Below are 15,197 nucleotides of genomic sequence, written 5' to 3' on the forward strand. Positions count from 1 at the left end.
TGGCTATTTGCCGGTGTAAGATACGCGCCAAACGCTGCGAGAGCCGTCATCTGTCACGTAGAGAGCGCCATCATGACCCACGGCCACGCCTACAGGTCGGCCCCAGACCTGTCCATCCGCGGTGACGAATCCTGTAAGAAAGTCCTCATACTCGCCGGTGGCTCTGCCGTCCTTCATGGGAATCCGGATAACTTCATAGCCTCCGCGATTCGCACGATTCCAGGACCCGTGTTCGGATGCGAATCCGTCGCCATCGTATTGGGACGGGAACGTGGATTTACTGGTAGGGTAAAACGTCATTCCGAGCGAGGCCATATGAGGTTGAACCAGCACATCTGGCGTAATCACCTTGGACTTGAGTTCAGGATGCGTGCCCATTAGTCTCGGATCCTGATGGCCTCCCATATAAAACCAGGGCCAACCATAAAAGCCGCCTTCTTTCACTGAAGTCACATAGTCTGGAACGAGATTGTTCCCAAGGGCGTCACGCTCATTCGTTGAGCACCAGAGCTGACCGGTAATAGAGTTGATCGCCTCGCCGACGCAGTTACGAATGCCGTAGGCGTACACCTCGACAAATTTGCCCTCAGGGGTGTACTCAAGAACATCGGCCCGGTGAAACTCTCCGGGATGGGTGTCAGGATCGTCCGCATTCGATCCACTTCCCACCGACACCAACATATGCTTACCGTCGGCAGAAAAGACAACGTCTCGCGTCCAGTGGCCACCGCCGCGGAGTTGAGCATAGCCAGGAAGATCGGGCACGACTGTTTCGGGCGCGCGGTCTGCCTTCAGGTCTCCGGACTTGTAAGCGAATCGAACCACGGTCGTCGCGTTGCCGATGTATATCCAGCGAGGATTTGGGCCCGCGGGATAAAACGCAATGCCGAAGGGGTGATCGAGACCCGTAGCGTAGGTGCTGATGGTGTCCGCCTTCCCCGCATCAGTAACGCCGCGCAGCACCAGTATGGAGCCAGCCTGCGAGTCTGCTACGAAGAGATCGCCATTCGGTGCAGTATGGATAATGCGGGGCATCACGAAGGTTCCAGAGGTAGGCCCGTGCGTCTCTTTCTTATTTTCGGATCGCTGCATAGGAGTGGCTGCGTCACCGCCCGCATAGAGCTGAACCGTAAAACCGGCTGGGGCAATGGGCCACGCGCCCTCTGGCCTTTTAGCAAGGGTCGGACCGTTGTCTACAGATTCAGACGGCTTCGGTTCCGGCAAGTCTGCCACGGTGATCTTTCGTCGGACGCCAGGCTTTTGCTGCGTGTAGTCGGCGAAGGCGGACTGACCGGTGATCGTCTGCTGGGCATGGAGCGCAGACGGAAGAAACGCGGCGAAGGCGAGAGGGACTAATGCTTGGAACTTTGCGAAGCGTGAACGTTTCATAATTCTTATCTCCAGATCTGTATTTTTGGCGACAGTCGATCGTGCAATGGCTTAGCAAGAAGCATTCAAATTTTTAACAGCGCTTCAACCACGTAAACTTGCGGGAGGATGGCTTACAGCAGCCAACTTGTCGTACGCTGCCTGAGGGAGCTCAAGATCGGCAGCAGCGATATTCTCCTCCAGGTGCTTGACCGAGGACGTTCCGGGAATAGGCAGGATTACTTTGGAACGCTTAAGCAGCCAGGCCAAGGCGACCTGCAAAGGAGTTGCATCAAGATCATTCGCGACTTTCTTGATGCCATCATGTGCCTCCTTCGCTTGACCGAGGGGAGCCCACGGAAGGAAAGCAATATTGTTCTGCTCGCAATAATCGACGATGAAGTCGGATTCCCGGTCAGCGAAGCTGTAGCGGTTCTGCACCGAGACAATTGGCACGATCTTGCGTGCCCTTTCCACGTGTTCGCGAGTCACATTCGAAAGCGCAACATGACGGATCTTACCTTGCTTCCGGAGTCCGGCCAGTGCCTCTACCGAAGCCTCGAAGGACACGGCATTATCGGGAGCGTGCAGTTGATAGATGTCGATACGGTCCAGACGCAGACGCTTCAGACTCCCCTCGAGTGCTTCGGTAAGATGTTTCGGGCTGGCATTATGCGTCCATTGGCCGGGGCCCGGGCGCTCCCACCCACCTTTGGTTGCGATTACTAATCCAGTTGGATATGGGTGGAGCCCCTCCTCAATCAACTCTTCTGATGTGCCAGGGCCATAGGAGTCGGCCGTGTCGATCAGGTTCACGCCGAGTTCAATCGCGCGCCGTAGAGTCGCCAAGGCGGCGGTTTTGTCCGCGGGAGGTCCCCACACGCCTGCCCCAGTGATACGCATGGCGCCATAGCCCATCCGGTTGACCGTGATATCGCCACCGAAGGTGAGTGTGCCGGCAGCTGCAGCTGAAAGAATCGGTTTCTTATTCATTAGACTGCTCCTTTTCGTGTTGAATTTTGGAAGGCATATTCAGAGTGGCCGTCTTTTCGACAGCAAAGCTCGAGATATCTCTTCTAGTGCTCACTGGCGTTCCTCTTTAACGGTTTTGAGTTGGTTGACGTCCAGAAATCATCAGGCAAGTTCACCACGATCGGCTCTGGTGTACTCCGTACAACTACCCATCGAAATGTGTGCTCCCGCGACGAATTGATTTCCTGATGCGGCAACCAGCCCGGCACATGCAGAAAATCACCCGCCCTAACGGTGGCTGAGTGTTCTCCCAGATCGCCCCACCGCACACAAGCCTCTCCTTCTAGGACGTAAACGACGGTGTCCTGTTCGCCGTGGTGGTGAATGCCGGTCTTAGCTGAAGGCTCGACCACGAATATGCCTGCCCATAGCGAGGAGACGATGCCATGCATCGCTGCAATGGCGGACATCCTCAGCGATCCCGGTGTCTGCTGAGTCTCGCTGCTCAATTCAGCGGGATGCACAACGCTGATCGTTGAATTGGATCCCGGTTGAGACGTCGACCGAACGGCGACTCCACGCTGAATCGCAACCTGGTCAGCTATCGGGTCAATGAACGAATCATTAGGTTTGCTTCCCATATGACCTCCAGATAGTTCATGATTGCCTTGCGTTCGTAATGTACTGTACTGTACATTACACATTAGATGCGCTCGACGGCAAATTCGACGCACGAGTGTTCCAGAGGTGCTGAAGAAAAAGAGCACATAAAATGCTGTTATTACGGGAGAAGTGAAGCTGTGGATCTTATTGAATATTTTTTACGCATTCAGGACGGAAGATGAATGCCTGACAAGCGGTCGCGAGGAGACGTTCGAAACGGCAAACTTCAAAAAGTCGCAGCAGACTTGTTTCTGAAGCGCGGCTATGAAGGTGTCACCATCGACAAGATCGTTGAGTTGGCTGGCGGTTCGAAAAGCACCGTCTACAGCGAATTCGGCGGGAAATGTGGGCTGTTCATTAGCAGTATCGAGAACCTGTGCCGCGAGTCGAATGAGCCGCTCGCGAAGATCGACTACACAGGTTTGAACCTTGAAGAGAGCCTAAAGAAACTCTCTTTTCACATTTTGAAGCTCATCAGCGCAAAACGGTCCGTGGAGCTTCATCGTCTCGCCATCGGGGAGGCAGCAAATTGTCCCGAAGTAGGCGAGGCGTGGTACACGTACGGTCCCGCCAGAACGGCTTCCTTCATACGATTGGTATTGGAAAGCCATCGCGATGAGCTGCGAGGGACGACGGTCCCGATTGAACGGATAGCAGTGATGCTTCACGACTCATTGACGGGAGACATCCTATACCGTCTGTTGGCAGGAATCGGTGAGCATGAAAGTGATTCCGAACTCGAGCTATTGGCTTGCGCTGCCGTCGACGTCATTCTAGGGAATGTTTGTACCAATGTGCCTTAAGAACGTTATCTCGCACACCATGGAGTATTTGCTGCTACTTACATGATAGCGGCTTAGTCAGCGTCCAAACGCAGAACGACAGAGTCGTTGTTGTGATTGACTGGACACCAGTGGTCTTTGCGCAATCAGAAATTGCAAGAAGCATTGGCGGAGAACTCTTGATGACAACGATATGCCTTTTTACGCGACGCATGTTTGAAGAACAGATATGACATGATGTTCCCGCAACGTGCGATGGCACAAATAGACTCTTACCCGGGCATTCCTGTTTGAACTGCACATTCAGCGACAAGAGCACTCAATAACCCGAGTTTCGCGAACTTGCAGGAACCGAACAAGAGTCGAATCAGGTTCACTGAATCGGAGGAAGCTTTGCATAGCTCATACAAACTACCACTAACCCCCCTTTCACGGCGATAACATGGGTTCGAATCCCACCGGGGACACCAATCAGTTCAACTGTTTCAGCATCTCGTCACATTGCGTTCATTTTTCGGTGACTCTGTGATGACTAAATGAAGCCCATCACCCGCAGTTTTGAATGATTGGCGACACGATGAGGCGTAGTTGCCGAAAAGCCGACTTTACGGGCATACAGGATACTTCCGGTTTGCCCGTCAACCGGGAGGAATTAGGTAGCACGAGGGCCGAACCGGGGATCACTTCCGCATGACTGTCGGTCCGGAATCAGCCTGACTCACATGGCAGGTGGTTGACTGTAGAGTTCTTGCTATACAATCCGATGCCATCGAGGCGGGAAGGGCGCAGTCTGCGAATGCCCATCCGCCGTGGAGGGACTTGTGTCAGCTCCCGACATAGTCTGGAAAGACGGTAAGTTTGGCCAAACGTCGCGGCGCGACGCCTGGTGGCTTTCTCCGACGGCAATCCTCTTGGGTTTTGGCGCGTTTCTCGTCTATGCCAACTGGGCGGCATTCCAGAACAGCCATTACACCTATGGTCCGTATATCTCGCCGTTTTATTCGCCCGAGCTTTTCGGCAGCTCCCCACACGCCTTGTTTGGCCCGAAACCGAGATGGTATCCGAACTTTCTGCCCTTTTCTCCAGCGCTGTTCATTCTCTGGATTCCAGGCTTGTTCCGTGTGACCTGCTACTACTACCGCGGCGCGTATTACAAATCGTTTTGGGCCGATCCTCCGGCATGTGCGGTGAGTGAGCCCCGGAAAAGTTATTTGGGGGAAAGAACCTTTCCGCTCATTATGCAGAATTTTCATCGCTACTTTCTGAGGCTCTCGTACATTGTCTGGGGCTTTCTGGTCTACGACGCGTTGAGGTCTTTCTTTTTTCCTGAGGGATTTGGGATCGGGATTGGGAGTCTCGTTTTGGTCGTGAATGTCGTGCTTCTGGCCGGATACGTATTCGGGTGTCATGCATTCCGACACCTGATCGGCGGAACATTTGACCAGATCTCGGATCACCCCGTTCGGCACAAGATCTACAACTTTGTGAGCCGACTGAACGCGGGGCATAAGAAGTGGGCATGGGCGAGCCTTCTTTGGGTTGCTTTTTCCGATATTTACATCCGTCTCTGTTCGATGGGCATCTGGCATGACTGGAGAATTCTCTAGATGCCGGAATTCCAGCGGTTCTCCTACGACGTACTCGTGATTGGAGCTGGCGGAGCAGGCCTGCGCGCCGCCATCGAAGCTGGAGCCGCGGGTGCGAAGGTCGGCGTGGTCTGCAAATCACTACTCGGCAAAGCGCATACCGTAATGGCCGAAGGAGGCATCGCGGCAGCGCTGGCCAATGTCGACGATCGCGATAACTGGCGGGTTCATTTCGCCGATACGATGCGTGGCGGTCAGTACCTGAACAACTGGCGCATGGCCGAACTCCACGCTAAAGAAGCTCCGGAATGCGTCCGCGAACTCGAGGCATGGGGCGCGCTTTTCGATCGCACGACGGACGGCAAGATTCTTCAACGAAACTTCGGCGGACACCGATATCCCCGGCTGGCCCACGTCGGCGACCGCACCGGCCTGGAGATGATACGCACACTCCAGGACCACGGCATCCATACTGGGATGGAAGTCCACATGGAGTGCACGGTACTCAGCCTGCTGCTCGACGGAAATCGCATTGCAGGAGCTTGCGGATACGACCGCGAGAGGGGCCGCTTCCAGTTGTGGGACGCGAAGGCAGTGGTGCTGGCCACCGGCGGAATCGGGCGTGCCTTCAAGGTGACCAGCAACAGTTGGGAATATACAGGCGACGGCCTTGCGTTGGCGTATCGCGCCGGAGCCGAACTCCAGGACATGGAATTCGTTCAGTTTCACCCCACCGGCATGGTCTGGCCGATCAGCGTGAGCGGGATTCTCGTAACCGAAGGTGTCCGCGGCGAAGGCGGCGTCTTGCGCAACAGCGAAGGCCGCCGATTCATGTTCGACGACATCCCTGACCTGTATAAGGAGCAGACTGCGGACTCTGAGGAAGAAGGCTGGCGGTATACGCAAGGCGATAAGAATGCGCGCCGTCCGCCTGAGCTGCTCACCAGGGACCATGTTGCGCGGTGCATCAATCGCGAAGTCAAGGCAGGTCGCGGCTCGCCGCATGGCGGTGTCTTCCTCGATATTTCCTGGATCAAGGAGCGCATGCCGAAATCAGAGGAGCATATCAAACGCAAGCTCCCCAGCATGTATCACCAATTCAAGCAGCTTGCCGATCTTGACATCACGAAAGAGCCGATGGAAGTTGGTCCAACGACTCACTACATGATGGGGGGAATTCGCGTCGATGGCGATTCGCAGATGTCCAGTGTGCCCGGGCTTTTCGCCGCGGGGGAGGCGGCAGCAGGATTGCATGGCGCGAATCGGCTGGGCGGAAATTCCCTTTCTGATCTCGTTGTATTCGGAAGGCGTGCGGGGCGCTTTGCCGCAGAATTCGCCAACGCCAACGGCCCAGTAACGATCGACGAGGAGGAGCTTCAGACCGCCGCAACAGCGGCCCTCGCTCCCTTTGACCGTGGCCCTGCCGGCGAGAACCCATACCAGATTCAATACGATCTGCAGGAAACCATGCAGGACCTCGTCGGGATCGTGCGGGTCGAGAGTGAAATGCAACAGGCGCTCGACGCGATCGGGCAGTTAAGCACGCGAGCAGAGCGAACAGGCATAGCGGGCAATCGCGAGTACAACAACGGCTGGCACACGACGATCGATATCGGCAACATGATGGTCGTGTCTGAAGCAATTACCCGTGCTGCGCTGCTGCGAAAAGAAAGCCGCGGCGCGCAGTTCCGCGAAGACTTCCCGAACAAGGATTCGGAGTGGGGAAAGTACAACATCGTCATCAGGCGAAGCGCAGACGGTGAGATGCAAGTCGAAAGGCGCGCACTGACGCCGATGCCGGATGAGCTAAAGAAGGTGATTGAAGAGATGAAATAGCGGGAGACGACAGAGATGGCCACACCAGCGACATTTCGCATCTGGCGCGGAAACTCCGCAGGCGGCGCATTCCGGGATTACACAACAGCCGTGGAGGAGGGCATGGTTGTTCTGGACGCGGTGCACCGCATCCAGGCGCAGCAAGCGCCCGACCTGGCGGTGAGATGGAACTGCAAGGCCGGCAAGTGTGGGTCGTGCTCTGCCGAAATCAATGGCATGCCCAGCCTTATGTGTATGACCCGGCTAAGTGCCATCGACCTGAATATGCCAGTCATCGTGGAACCGATGCACGCGTTTCCGGTCATACGCGATCTGGTCACAGATGTTTCGTGGAATTTCCAGGCTAAGAAGACGATCAAGCAATTCAAGCCACGCCCACCCGACGCGGCCGATGGAACATGGCGAATCCAGCAGGCCGACGTCGAGCGCGTGCAGGAGTTTCGCAAATGCATCGAGTGTTTTCTCTGCCAGGACGTGTGCCACGTTCTGAGGGAACACCACAAGCACGACGAATTTATCGGTCCGCGTCTGCTCGTCTATTCAGCCGCACTGGAAATGCATCCGCTTGACACCGAAGACCGGGTCAGCGATTTGAGGCACAAACACAACATCGGTTACTGCAACATCACGACTTGTTGCCGCCAGGTCTGCCCCGAGTCGATCACGATTACAGAGAACGCGATCATCCCGCTCAAAGAGCGCGTCGTGGACCGTTATTTCGATCCCCTGAAGCGGCTGTTCCGCATCCTCTAACTGAAACTCACTTCTCCCAATACCGGGGAGATTTGCTATCTCGGCCGGGCGTCCTGGACATCAAAGGGAACCAATTCCTGTTCCAATTCTCCCCATTCGTAGGCGGGATTTTGAAGCAGCCGCACGCAGCTATTCCAGCGAAGGATGGCATCGTCGTTCCCTGCCGGGCGGATTTTCTCAGCCTTTGCAAAATGGCGCAGAGCATGGTCGAAAAGCGCCACCAATGAGCGAGGCAGTTGCCCGGCGTTGAGCTGGGCTTTTGCGCGTCGCTCGTGCAGAATCCCAGCGTAGTAGAGGCGCTCGTACGAATCCCTGAGTTGCCGGAAGATCTCTTCGGTTTCCCGGTAGCGATCAGACTCACGGCCGGTGAATTGATCTGTAAGGGAGAGACCAAGCAAACGGAGTGCGGGCTGATGCTGCGGTTCGATGGTCAAGATATCGCGACAGATCGACTCTGCCTCTTCCGGTTCGTTGAGCGAGCGATAGAGTTCAGCTTTCGAGATGGCCACAGCAATCCCAGCTGTCGAAATGAGTTTAACCTTATATTCCATGGCTCTTTCCCTCCATGTTCAATTTTCTCTGGCGCCGCGAATGTTGCGAACCGAGCCCTATGTTCCGGTCCGGCAATTCGACCAACGGCCAGATTGGAAGTGAGCTGCGTCTGGATCCAACCCCCACATCAACGCAATAACGCTGTGCATTGGCGGTACACGATAGTCGGCTGCCGCTTCGTTTACTGCCTATCGTCCTGAAAACCCTCAGCGTCGCGTCTGCGAATGAGCCTTTGGCAGTGATCAGCATCCCTAATTGTTCCAATCCTCTGCGAAGAATTGGTTCAGATCGTCTGCAACTGAAGAACCCGAGTTTTCAACGGGGTCATCACGCCTGCCTTCTTGACCACGACATTATGCTTCTTTCCCTAAGCGTAGTCCAGACTTGATTAGAGCCTCGTCGGCGGCCCTTGCAGCTCCACAGCTCGGAGATCAGTCCTGGTAAACGCCATGCTCGTCACCTAACTCCCGGATGGTCTGCAATACGGAAGTAATCATTCTCCTTTTGTAGTGCACGCAAAACGGGTTTTTCGACAATAACGGGATCGAACTTGCCGATAACCGGACTTTACGGGCACAACGGGATACTCCGGGTTTGCCCGTCATCCGGCCGCAACCCGGGAATCTGGAACCCCTCACGAGGCTCAATTAGTCCCTAGGTTTTCGTGATAGGCGAACTATACTCTTGAGACAATCGAGGGACTTCCTGTTGACATTCAACTGGAAAAGGGCGCAAAGTATCTGTTGAAAATCAACAGGGGAGCAAATGGGCGAGAGCAAATCTGACGTTCTGCAAGGCACCCTCGATCTGATGGTGCTGAAGACACTGGAGTCCATGGGCCCATTGCATGGCTATGGCATAGCACGTCGGATCGAGCAGGTAAGCGATGACACTCTCAACCTGAATCAGGGGACCATCTATCCGGCTCTTCTTCGCCTGCAGCAGAAGCGCTGGATTACTGCCGAATGGGGAACCTCAGAGAACAACCGCCGCGCCAAGTACTACTCCCTGAGCCGATCCGGCAGGAAGCAGATCGAAAAAGAGACGGAAAGCTGGGAGCGGATCGCTGCCACGATGGCCCGCTTCCTCACCACGCCTCGTTAGGAGTTCTTCTATGGGCTGGCTGCAAACCTTGTGGAGCCGCTGCGTCGCCTTCTTCGGAGAGAGCAAGCTCGACGAGGAGCTCGACGAGGAGTTGCTTACGCACCTCGATCTCGCCGTGGAAGAGAACCTGCATCGCGGCATGTCGCCACAGGGCGCAAGGCGCGCCGCACTCCTCAAATTTGGGGGCGTAGCCCAGACCAAGGAAAGCTACCGCCGGCAACGTGGGCTCCCATTCGTCGATGCGCTGATTCAGGATGTGCGCTTTGGAACCCGTCAGATCAGGCACTCTCCCGGCTTCGCTCTGATTGCCATCCTTACGCTCTCTCTCGGAATCGGAGCCAACACTGCCGTCTTTACCTTGACCCATGCCCTCTTGCTGAAGACTCTGCCCGTCCGCGATCCCGGCGAGTTGGTGCGGTTGACCATCAGTATGAGCGCCGAAAGGAATGGCAGTAACGCGCCTCTCAACCTCCCGATCATCGAATTCATCGAGAGTCATTCGCGCTCCTTTCATGGCATCTTTGCCTGGTGTGTCTACGACTTTCCCTTCAGGGACGGAGCCGTCAACAGCGGCATACACGGCGCAATCCTAAGCGGCAATGCCTTTCAGTCTCTGGGCGTAAACCCATCGCTGGGCCGTCTGCTTACTCCCGCCGACGACCAGCCGGGCGGCGGACCCGACGGCCTGGCCGCAGTCATCAGCCATCGCATCTGGGTCGAACGCTATCAAGCCAGCCCTTCCGTGCTCGGAAGGCACATCACCGTGACCGACCACAGTGCGACCATCGTCGGTGTTGCTCCCGCTGGATTCGAGGGAGTCATCGTCGCCGAACATCCCGACATCTATCTGCCGCTCGAATTTCAGGCAATCCTCTATGGTCAGGACACCAAGCGCGACGGCGGCCGGCTGTGGCTCGATACATTTGCCCGTCTCAACCCAGGCGTCACCCGCGCGCAGGCCGAAGCAGAGATCAGCGCTCTCTTTCCCGCCATCCTCGACGCGACTCTGCCACCTGCTCTGCGGCATATGCCTCAGATTGAGAGAGCCCGTCTCGAAGTCAGGCCCGCGAGCACTGGCTGGAGCAGGCTTCGTTCACAGTACACGGAACCGCTGTTGCTCCTGCAACTGATGGTCGCCGCCGTTCTGCTCATCTGCTGTGCCAATCTCTCCGGCCTCTTTCTCGCCCGCGCCTCCGCCCGCCGGCAGGAGTTCGCGATTCGCGGAGCCTTGGGAGCAAGCCGGCTGCGCCTCATGCGGCAGCTCTTCGTCGAGTGCCTCATGCTGGCTCTCCCCGGCGCGCTCCTCGGCATCTGGCTCGCCACCCTCAGTGGCCCCTGGATCCTCCACATGCTCGGCAACGCCGAGGCGGAGCAGGCAATCTCCATGCGGCCCAATCTCACCGTGCTCTCTGTCACCATCGCCTGTGCCGTCTTCTGTGCCTTCCTCTTCGGGATGGCTCCCGCCTGGACCGCAGGCCGCACCAGCGTAGACGCGGACCTCCGCAGCTCCCATCCGCGAATGCATCTCGGTGCCGCCGGGCTGGGCAGTTTTTTCGTCCCCTTTCAGTTGGCCCTTTCGCTCACCCTGGTTGTGGTCGCTGCGTTATTCGGCACCACCATAACCCATCTGCTCACCGAGGACTCCGGCTATCGAACCGACAACGTACTCATCGTGCTGACCGACTTCCTTCGCATCCCCGAAAAAGGCGATGCCTTAGTCGCCCTCTACCGCCGCATGGCTGCGCGCATGGAGGAGCTTCCAGGCATCGAGCAGGCCAGTGTCGCCGCAATCTCACCCCTCATGGGAGATCGTTGGATGGACGAATTCGTCGCTGCAGACAAATCCGGGCAAGCCCAGCCAACTGAAGTCATGGGGAATGTAATAGCGGCCCACTACTTTTCTGCCGTAGGCATACCCATCCTCGCCGGGCGCGACCTGGAAAATAAAGACTCCGACCGAAACTCCTGCGTCATAAGCCACGCCGCAGCTCGGCTCTACTTCCCCAACACCTCGGCCCTTGGCAAAACCCTGCGAAACATCGTTCGTTACCAAAAAAACGCCAACTATCCCTTCCACGACTTCCAGATCGTCGGCATCGTTCAGGATACGAAGTACGACACCTTGCGCGAGTCGACCCCACCCATCGTCTATCTTCCAATTACTACCGGCAATGCCGGCATGACTAACGCCGGAGCCAATCTCTTCTTCGTCATTCATGCCCGCAACGATGCCGCTGCGAGATCGGCATATCTCACTGCATTGCACGAGATGGCCCCGTCCAGTCCTGAGATCGCCCCGTTCGAATTCAAACAGACCTTTCTCGACTCAGTCTCACGCGAGCGGCTGTTATCCGCCATGTCAGGCTTCTTCGCATTCCTCGGTCTGTTGCTAAGCGGCATCGGTGTCTATGGTCTTGTGGCATGGAACGTGACCCGGAGAACAACGGAGATCGGTCTCCGAATGGCACTCGGTGCGACTCGCATGGAAGTCTTCCACCTCGTCATGCGTCAGGTGATGCGCTTGCTCGCCGTAGGTCTCTTCGCCGGAGGACTAGGCGCATTCTTCGCCGCCCGCATGGTCCGCGACTTCCTCTTTGAGATCCAACCAGGTAATCCCGCCATCTTCCTGTCCTCTGCGATGCTGCTTGTATCGATCGCCGTGCTGGCCGCTCTGTTGCCCGCACGGCGTGCCGTCTCCATCGATCCCATGCAGGCACTGAAGACCGAGTAGTCGCTCCCTTCAAAAGAGCGCAGCAATATCGATCGTCTGCATCGTCTGGCTGTTTGGCTCCCGGCTCAAATGAGCACGCCCCTGCTTAATCTCCCGCTCCACCTCGTGGGCAGCTCTTTGCTCATGCGTGTCTCGAAGAAAATGCGCGTACTGCGTCAGCACAGACAGATAAGTAGGATGCCATCCCAACGTCTTGCCCAGAATCTCCGATCCACGCTGCATCAGGCTATTCGCCGATGCCGCATCACCGCTCTTCCAGTACGCATAGCCCAGCAGAAATGTATTCAGCCCGGTTGGCAGCTGCTCAGCCCCATAAAATTCGTTCGAAAGCTGTAGCCCGGACTGCAGGTAAGAGATGGCCTCAGGGTATCGATGCAACTGGCATAGAGAGCCGGACAGAACCAGCTGCGCGCCGATCTTGTCCTCCGGAGTGGCGTTCCTGTCCTTCGAGAACGCATCGAAGGCGCGCAGCGCAAACGATCGAGATCTCTCCGCCTGATGTTCCCGCAGATATAGCGCAGAAAGGTGATACCAGCTCTGCGGCAGCTCTGGCTCCAACCCAGCCGCCTCCCGCATCTTCATCGCCTTCGACTCCGCAGCTTCCGCACCCTTTAGATTACCCGTCTCCATGTAAAGGGTTCCCAGGCGATCAATGGTATCTGCGAGGTCTGGCGCAGAGACCGGCACAGCCGTCAGCAGCCTCATAGCGTGCTCATAGGCCGTCTCCGAGGGACCGTACCTGCCTGCATCCTGGTACAGAATGCCGAGACGTAACCATATACGCCCTGCCTCGACTGCCGGCATCTGCGGTGGCTCTGCACTACGCGACGCCGCTTCATACGCGGCTGTCTCTCTTTGCAGATCTTCCCGTGTCAGGATCTGCGCCTTCAGCCGCAAGCCGTTCGCACAGCATGCCGCGAGGCAAACAAGAAGAAGATACGATCTCTTCGACCGCACGACGAATCCGCTGGACAGCATAGAAAAGGCTTTCATGAGTAAGGTCCTCCTAAATGACCGCATCCATCAAGAGCACTTAGGTTGCCATGTTGGATCTCTACATAAGCGCAGTTTTATGTTGAATGCCTACATGAGAAAAGATTGTTGTTGTGTCCATTTATGAGAATGACTTGTCCAGAAGCGGACGCTGCGACGGACTTCGACTTTCAGCTCGGCCAGACATCTCGGGTTTGCAGATACAGATCCCCCGTCCAATCTGGCATGCGGTTCGGGGCAAAGTAACAGGCGAACTGCCAACAGGGCCTCACCGAATCAATGTGATGTTCTCCCGAACAATGGGAACCATCGATGTCATCGGCGGAGAACTTTGACCGTCGAAGGATTGAAGGGTCTGGTGGACTAATGCTTTGTCATCCCAGTAAACGAAGGAATGCTGTCCAAAAGGAGTGCCCTCGTACATTCCTGAGAATCACCTAAGCTTATCGTTCCGGGCTTCCTTGTCTCACGAAACCGCTGCATAACTAGCTTTTTGTATTCTTGGCCTTTTCTCTGCATACGGACTATATCCAGTTTGGGACCTCGATGATTTACATGATGACTAAGCATCTGCATCACAGGCTCAAGGCGTCCTTCGGGAAATTGGTCGATAAGAAGTTTGAGTTCATCTCTGGTCGCCATGATGGCGTCAGCATATCGCGGTACATACGACGCAGCAACAATCTCGCTTTCATCTGGGAATAACCGGAGTTTTCGCAAACTGACCTCGTGCTTTCACGAGATACTGTAACCAAAGTCTGTTTCAGCCGATGCTGCGATCGTTTCTCCACTCCAGGACGCCATGAACAACAGCCGGGAATTCTTGGACGCTACACCGAATGAAGCACCCGTTCGAGGGTTCGTGCACCGGCCGACCGGTTCGGGCGGCGACTGCCTTGTCCTAACGCACGGTGCGGGAGCGAACTGCGGATCTCAGCTTCTCGTGGCACTGGCGGTTGCGTTTTGCGACTCGGGGCTAACAGTCCTTCGTTGCGATCTTCCCTTCCGCCAGATGCGACCACATGGGCCCCCACCGCGCGGCAGTGCTGAGCGCGATCAACAGGGACTTCGAGCGGCAGTTGGATCCCTGCGCCGACAAACTTCGGGCCGAGTGTTCCTCGGCGGTCATTCGTACGGAGGGAGGCAAGCGTCGATGCTCGGCGCGACCGAACCCGGTCTCGTCGACGGACTCCTATTGCTCTCATACCCGCTTCACCCACCACAACGACCCCATGAGTTACGAACGGAGCACTTCCCACGCCTCCGAACCCCGGCGATGTTCGTCCACGGCACACGGGATGGGTTCGGCTCCATCGATGAGGTGGTGGCGGTGCTGAAGCTCATTCGGGCAAGGACCGTACTGCTTCCAGTTCCTGGCGCAGGGCACGAACTCGTGACGAAGCGGAATCACGAGGAGGTGCCCAAGCTAGTCGTGGAGGCATTCCGATTATTCGCTTCCGGTTCTATCTCGGTCACCGAGCCTGAACAAGCGCCATGAGAGCTTTTCTGAGACACTTCCCGAACGAGGACTTCTAGGGCGCTCAGTCGGTGCGAAAGCGATTTCGCACTCCCTGAAGCACGGTCTGTCCCCAGAAATTGACCTTAGTGCTACTCGAAGAGGGAGATGGCGACTCGGAGATCGTCGGCCAGGCGTCGGTATAGCTCCTGTACGGTGCGGAGCGCCAGGAGCTGGTCTGTGGTCTGTGGCGGCTCCGAGGCGATCATTTTTTCGATGGCCTCAATGTCGGTCGCGACAGATGCAAGCTTTTCGTTCAAGAGATCCACGGGGGCTTGTGGCATGGCAAACAGGCTACCACTCGGAGGGCGTCGGTATCGATGAAGGAAAGACCCTTCGAT

General features: G+C 56.4%; 13 protein-coding genes. 7 read left to right on the top strand and 6 right to left on the bottom strand.

Features of this window, described 5'->3' with window-relative positions:
* Positions 1-3 precede the first annotated feature (3 nt).
* From RBB81_RS00990 to RBB81_RS01000, 3 genes are all read right to left on the bottom strand, one after another.
* A complete protein-coding gene (locus RBB81_RS00990) occupies positions 4-1,389 on the bottom strand; it encodes a PQQ-dependent sugar dehydrogenase (protein WP_353072390.1) in 1,386 nt (461 codons plus the stop codon).
* 84 nt (positions 1,390-1,473) lie between these two features.
* Positions 1,474-2,361 (bottom strand): aldo/keto reductase, encoded by an 888-nt coding sequence (locus RBB81_RS00995; protein WP_353072391.1) that lies wholly within the window; start codon positions 2,359-2,361, stop codon positions 1,474-1,476.
* A gap of 83 nt (positions 2,362-2,444) precedes the next feature.
* Positions 2,445-2,981 carry a cupin domain-containing protein gene (locus RBB81_RS01000; protein WP_179585843.1) on the bottom strand — a complete coding sequence of 179 codons (537 nt, stop codon included), beginning with the start codon at positions 2,979-2,981 and terminating at the stop codon, positions 2,445-2,447.
* 267 nt (positions 2,982-3,248) lie between these two features.
* Between RBB81_RS01000 and RBB81_RS01005 the strand changes: the two genes are divergently transcribed.
* From RBB81_RS01005 to RBB81_RS01020, 4 genes are all read left to right on the top strand, one after another.
* Positions 3,249-3,806, top strand: a complete 558-nt coding sequence (locus RBB81_RS01005; protein ID WP_183792517.1) for a TetR/AcrR family transcriptional regulator — start codon at positions 3,249-3,251, stop codon at positions 3,804-3,806.
* Between the two features lie 800 nt (positions 3,807-4,606).
* Entirely contained in the window at positions 4,607-5,392 is a 786-nt protein-coding gene (locus tag RBB81_RS01010; protein ID WP_179585845.1) for a succinate dehydrogenase, read from the top strand.
* Positions 5,393-7,207 (top strand): fumarate reductase/succinate dehydrogenase flavoprotein subunit, encoded by a 1,815-nt coding sequence (locus tag RBB81_RS01015; protein WP_353072392.1) that lies wholly within the window; start codon positions 5,393-5,395, stop codon positions 7,205-7,207.
* Between the two features lie 15 nt (positions 7,208-7,222).
* Positions 7,223-7,960 (top strand): succinate dehydrogenase/fumarate reductase iron-sulfur subunit, encoded by a 738-nt coding sequence (locus RBB81_RS01020; protein ID WP_353072393.1) that lies wholly within the window; start codon positions 7,223-7,225, stop codon positions 7,958-7,960.
* A gap of 35 nt (positions 7,961-7,995) precedes the next feature.
* Here the strand turns inward: RBB81_RS01020 and RBB81_RS01025 are convergent, their stop codons facing one another.
* Positions 7,996-8,511: a hypothetical protein gene (locus RBB81_RS01025; protein WP_353072394.1), complete on the bottom strand. Its 516-nt coding sequence runs from the start codon at positions 8,509-8,511 to the stop codon at positions 7,996-7,998.
* Positions 8,512-9,277: 766 nt separating this feature from the next.
* Here RBB81_RS01025 and RBB81_RS01030 point away from each other — a divergent pair.
* Both RBB81_RS01030 and RBB81_RS01035 read left to right on the top strand, forming a co-directional pair.
* Positions 9,278-9,616 carry a PadR family transcriptional regulator gene (locus RBB81_RS01030; protein ID WP_179585853.1) on the top strand — a complete coding sequence of 113 codons (339 nt, stop codon included), beginning with the start codon at positions 9,278-9,280 and terminating at the stop codon, positions 9,614-9,616.
* A 10-nt stretch (positions 9,617-9,626) separates the two neighbouring features.
* A complete protein-coding gene (locus RBB81_RS01035) occupies positions 9,627-12,347 on the top strand; it encodes an ABC transporter permease (protein WP_353072395.1) in 2,721 nt (906 codons plus the stop codon).
* 9 nt (positions 12,348-12,356) lie between these two features.
* Here the strand turns inward: RBB81_RS01035 and RBB81_RS01040 are convergent, their stop codons facing one another.
* Positions 12,357-13,340: a tetratricopeptide repeat protein gene (locus RBB81_RS01040; protein ID WP_353072396.1), complete on the bottom strand. Its 984-nt coding sequence runs from the start codon at positions 13,338-13,340 to the stop codon at positions 12,357-12,359.
* A gap of 802 nt (positions 13,341-14,142) precedes the next feature.
* On the opposite strand from RBB81_RS01040, the gene RBB81_RS01045 reads away from it, so the two are divergent.
* The gene (locus tag RBB81_RS01045) at positions 14,143-14,838 is read left to right on the top strand and encodes an alpha/beta family hydrolase (RefSeq protein ID WP_353072397.1); all 696 of its coding nucleotides are present in this window, start codon (positions 14,143-14,145) and stop codon (positions 14,836-14,838) included.
* Between the two features lie 110 nt (positions 14,839-14,948).
* Here the strand turns inward: RBB81_RS01045 and RBB81_RS01050 are convergent, their stop codons facing one another.
* Entirely contained in the window at positions 14,949-15,140 is a 192-nt protein-coding gene (locus tag RBB81_RS01050) for a hypothetical protein (protein WP_179585861.1), read from the bottom strand.
* Between the last annotated feature and the right edge of the window lie 57 nt (positions 15,141-15,197).

Source organism: Tunturibacter gelidoferens (assembly GCF_040358255.1).
Classification (GTDB): Bacteria; Acidobacteriota; Terriglobia; order Terriglobales; family Acidobacteriaceae; genus Edaphobacter; species Edaphobacter gelidiferens.

Coding starts and splice junctions, on each gene's coding strand:
- RBB81_RS00990 (WP_353072390.1), bottom strand. CDS start 1,389: ATGAAACGTTCACGCTTCGCAAAGTTCCAAGCATTAGTCCCTCTCGCC.
- RBB81_RS00995 (WP_353072391.1), bottom strand. CDS start 2,361: ATGAATAAGAAACCGATTCTTTCAGCTGCAGCTGCCGGCACACTCACC.
- RBB81_RS01000 (WP_179585843.1), bottom strand. CDS start 2,981: ATGGGAAGCAAACCTAATGATTCGTTCATTGACCCGATAGCTGACCAG.
- RBB81_RS01015 (WP_353072392.1), top strand. CDS start 5,393: ATGCCGGAATTCCAGCGGTTCTCCTACGACGTACTCGTGATTGGAGCT.
- RBB81_RS01020 (WP_353072393.1), top strand. CDS start 7,223: ATGGCCACACCAGCGACATTTCGCATCTGGCGCGGAAACTCCGCAGGC.
- RBB81_RS01025 (WP_353072394.1), bottom strand. CDS start 8,511: ATGGAATATAAGGTTAAACTCATTTCGACAGCTGGGATTGCTGTGGCC.
- RBB81_RS01030 (WP_179585853.1), top strand. CDS start 9,278: ATGGGCGAGAGCAAATCTGACGTTCTGCAAGGCACCCTCGATCTGATG.
- RBB81_RS01035 (WP_353072395.1), top strand. CDS start 9,627: ATGGGCTGGCTGCAAACCTTGTGGAGCCGCTGCGTCGCCTTCTTCGGA.
- RBB81_RS01040 (WP_353072396.1), bottom strand. CDS start 13,340: ATGAAAGCCTTTTCTATGCTGTCCAGCGGATTCGTCGTGCGGTCGAAG.
- RBB81_RS01045 (WP_353072397.1), top strand. CDS start 14,143: ATGAACAACAGCCGGGAATTCTTGGACGCTACACCGAATGAAGCACCC.
- RBB81_RS01050 (WP_179585861.1), bottom strand. CDS start 15,140: ATGCCACAAGCCCCCGTGGATCTCTTGAACGAAAAGCTTGCATCTGTC.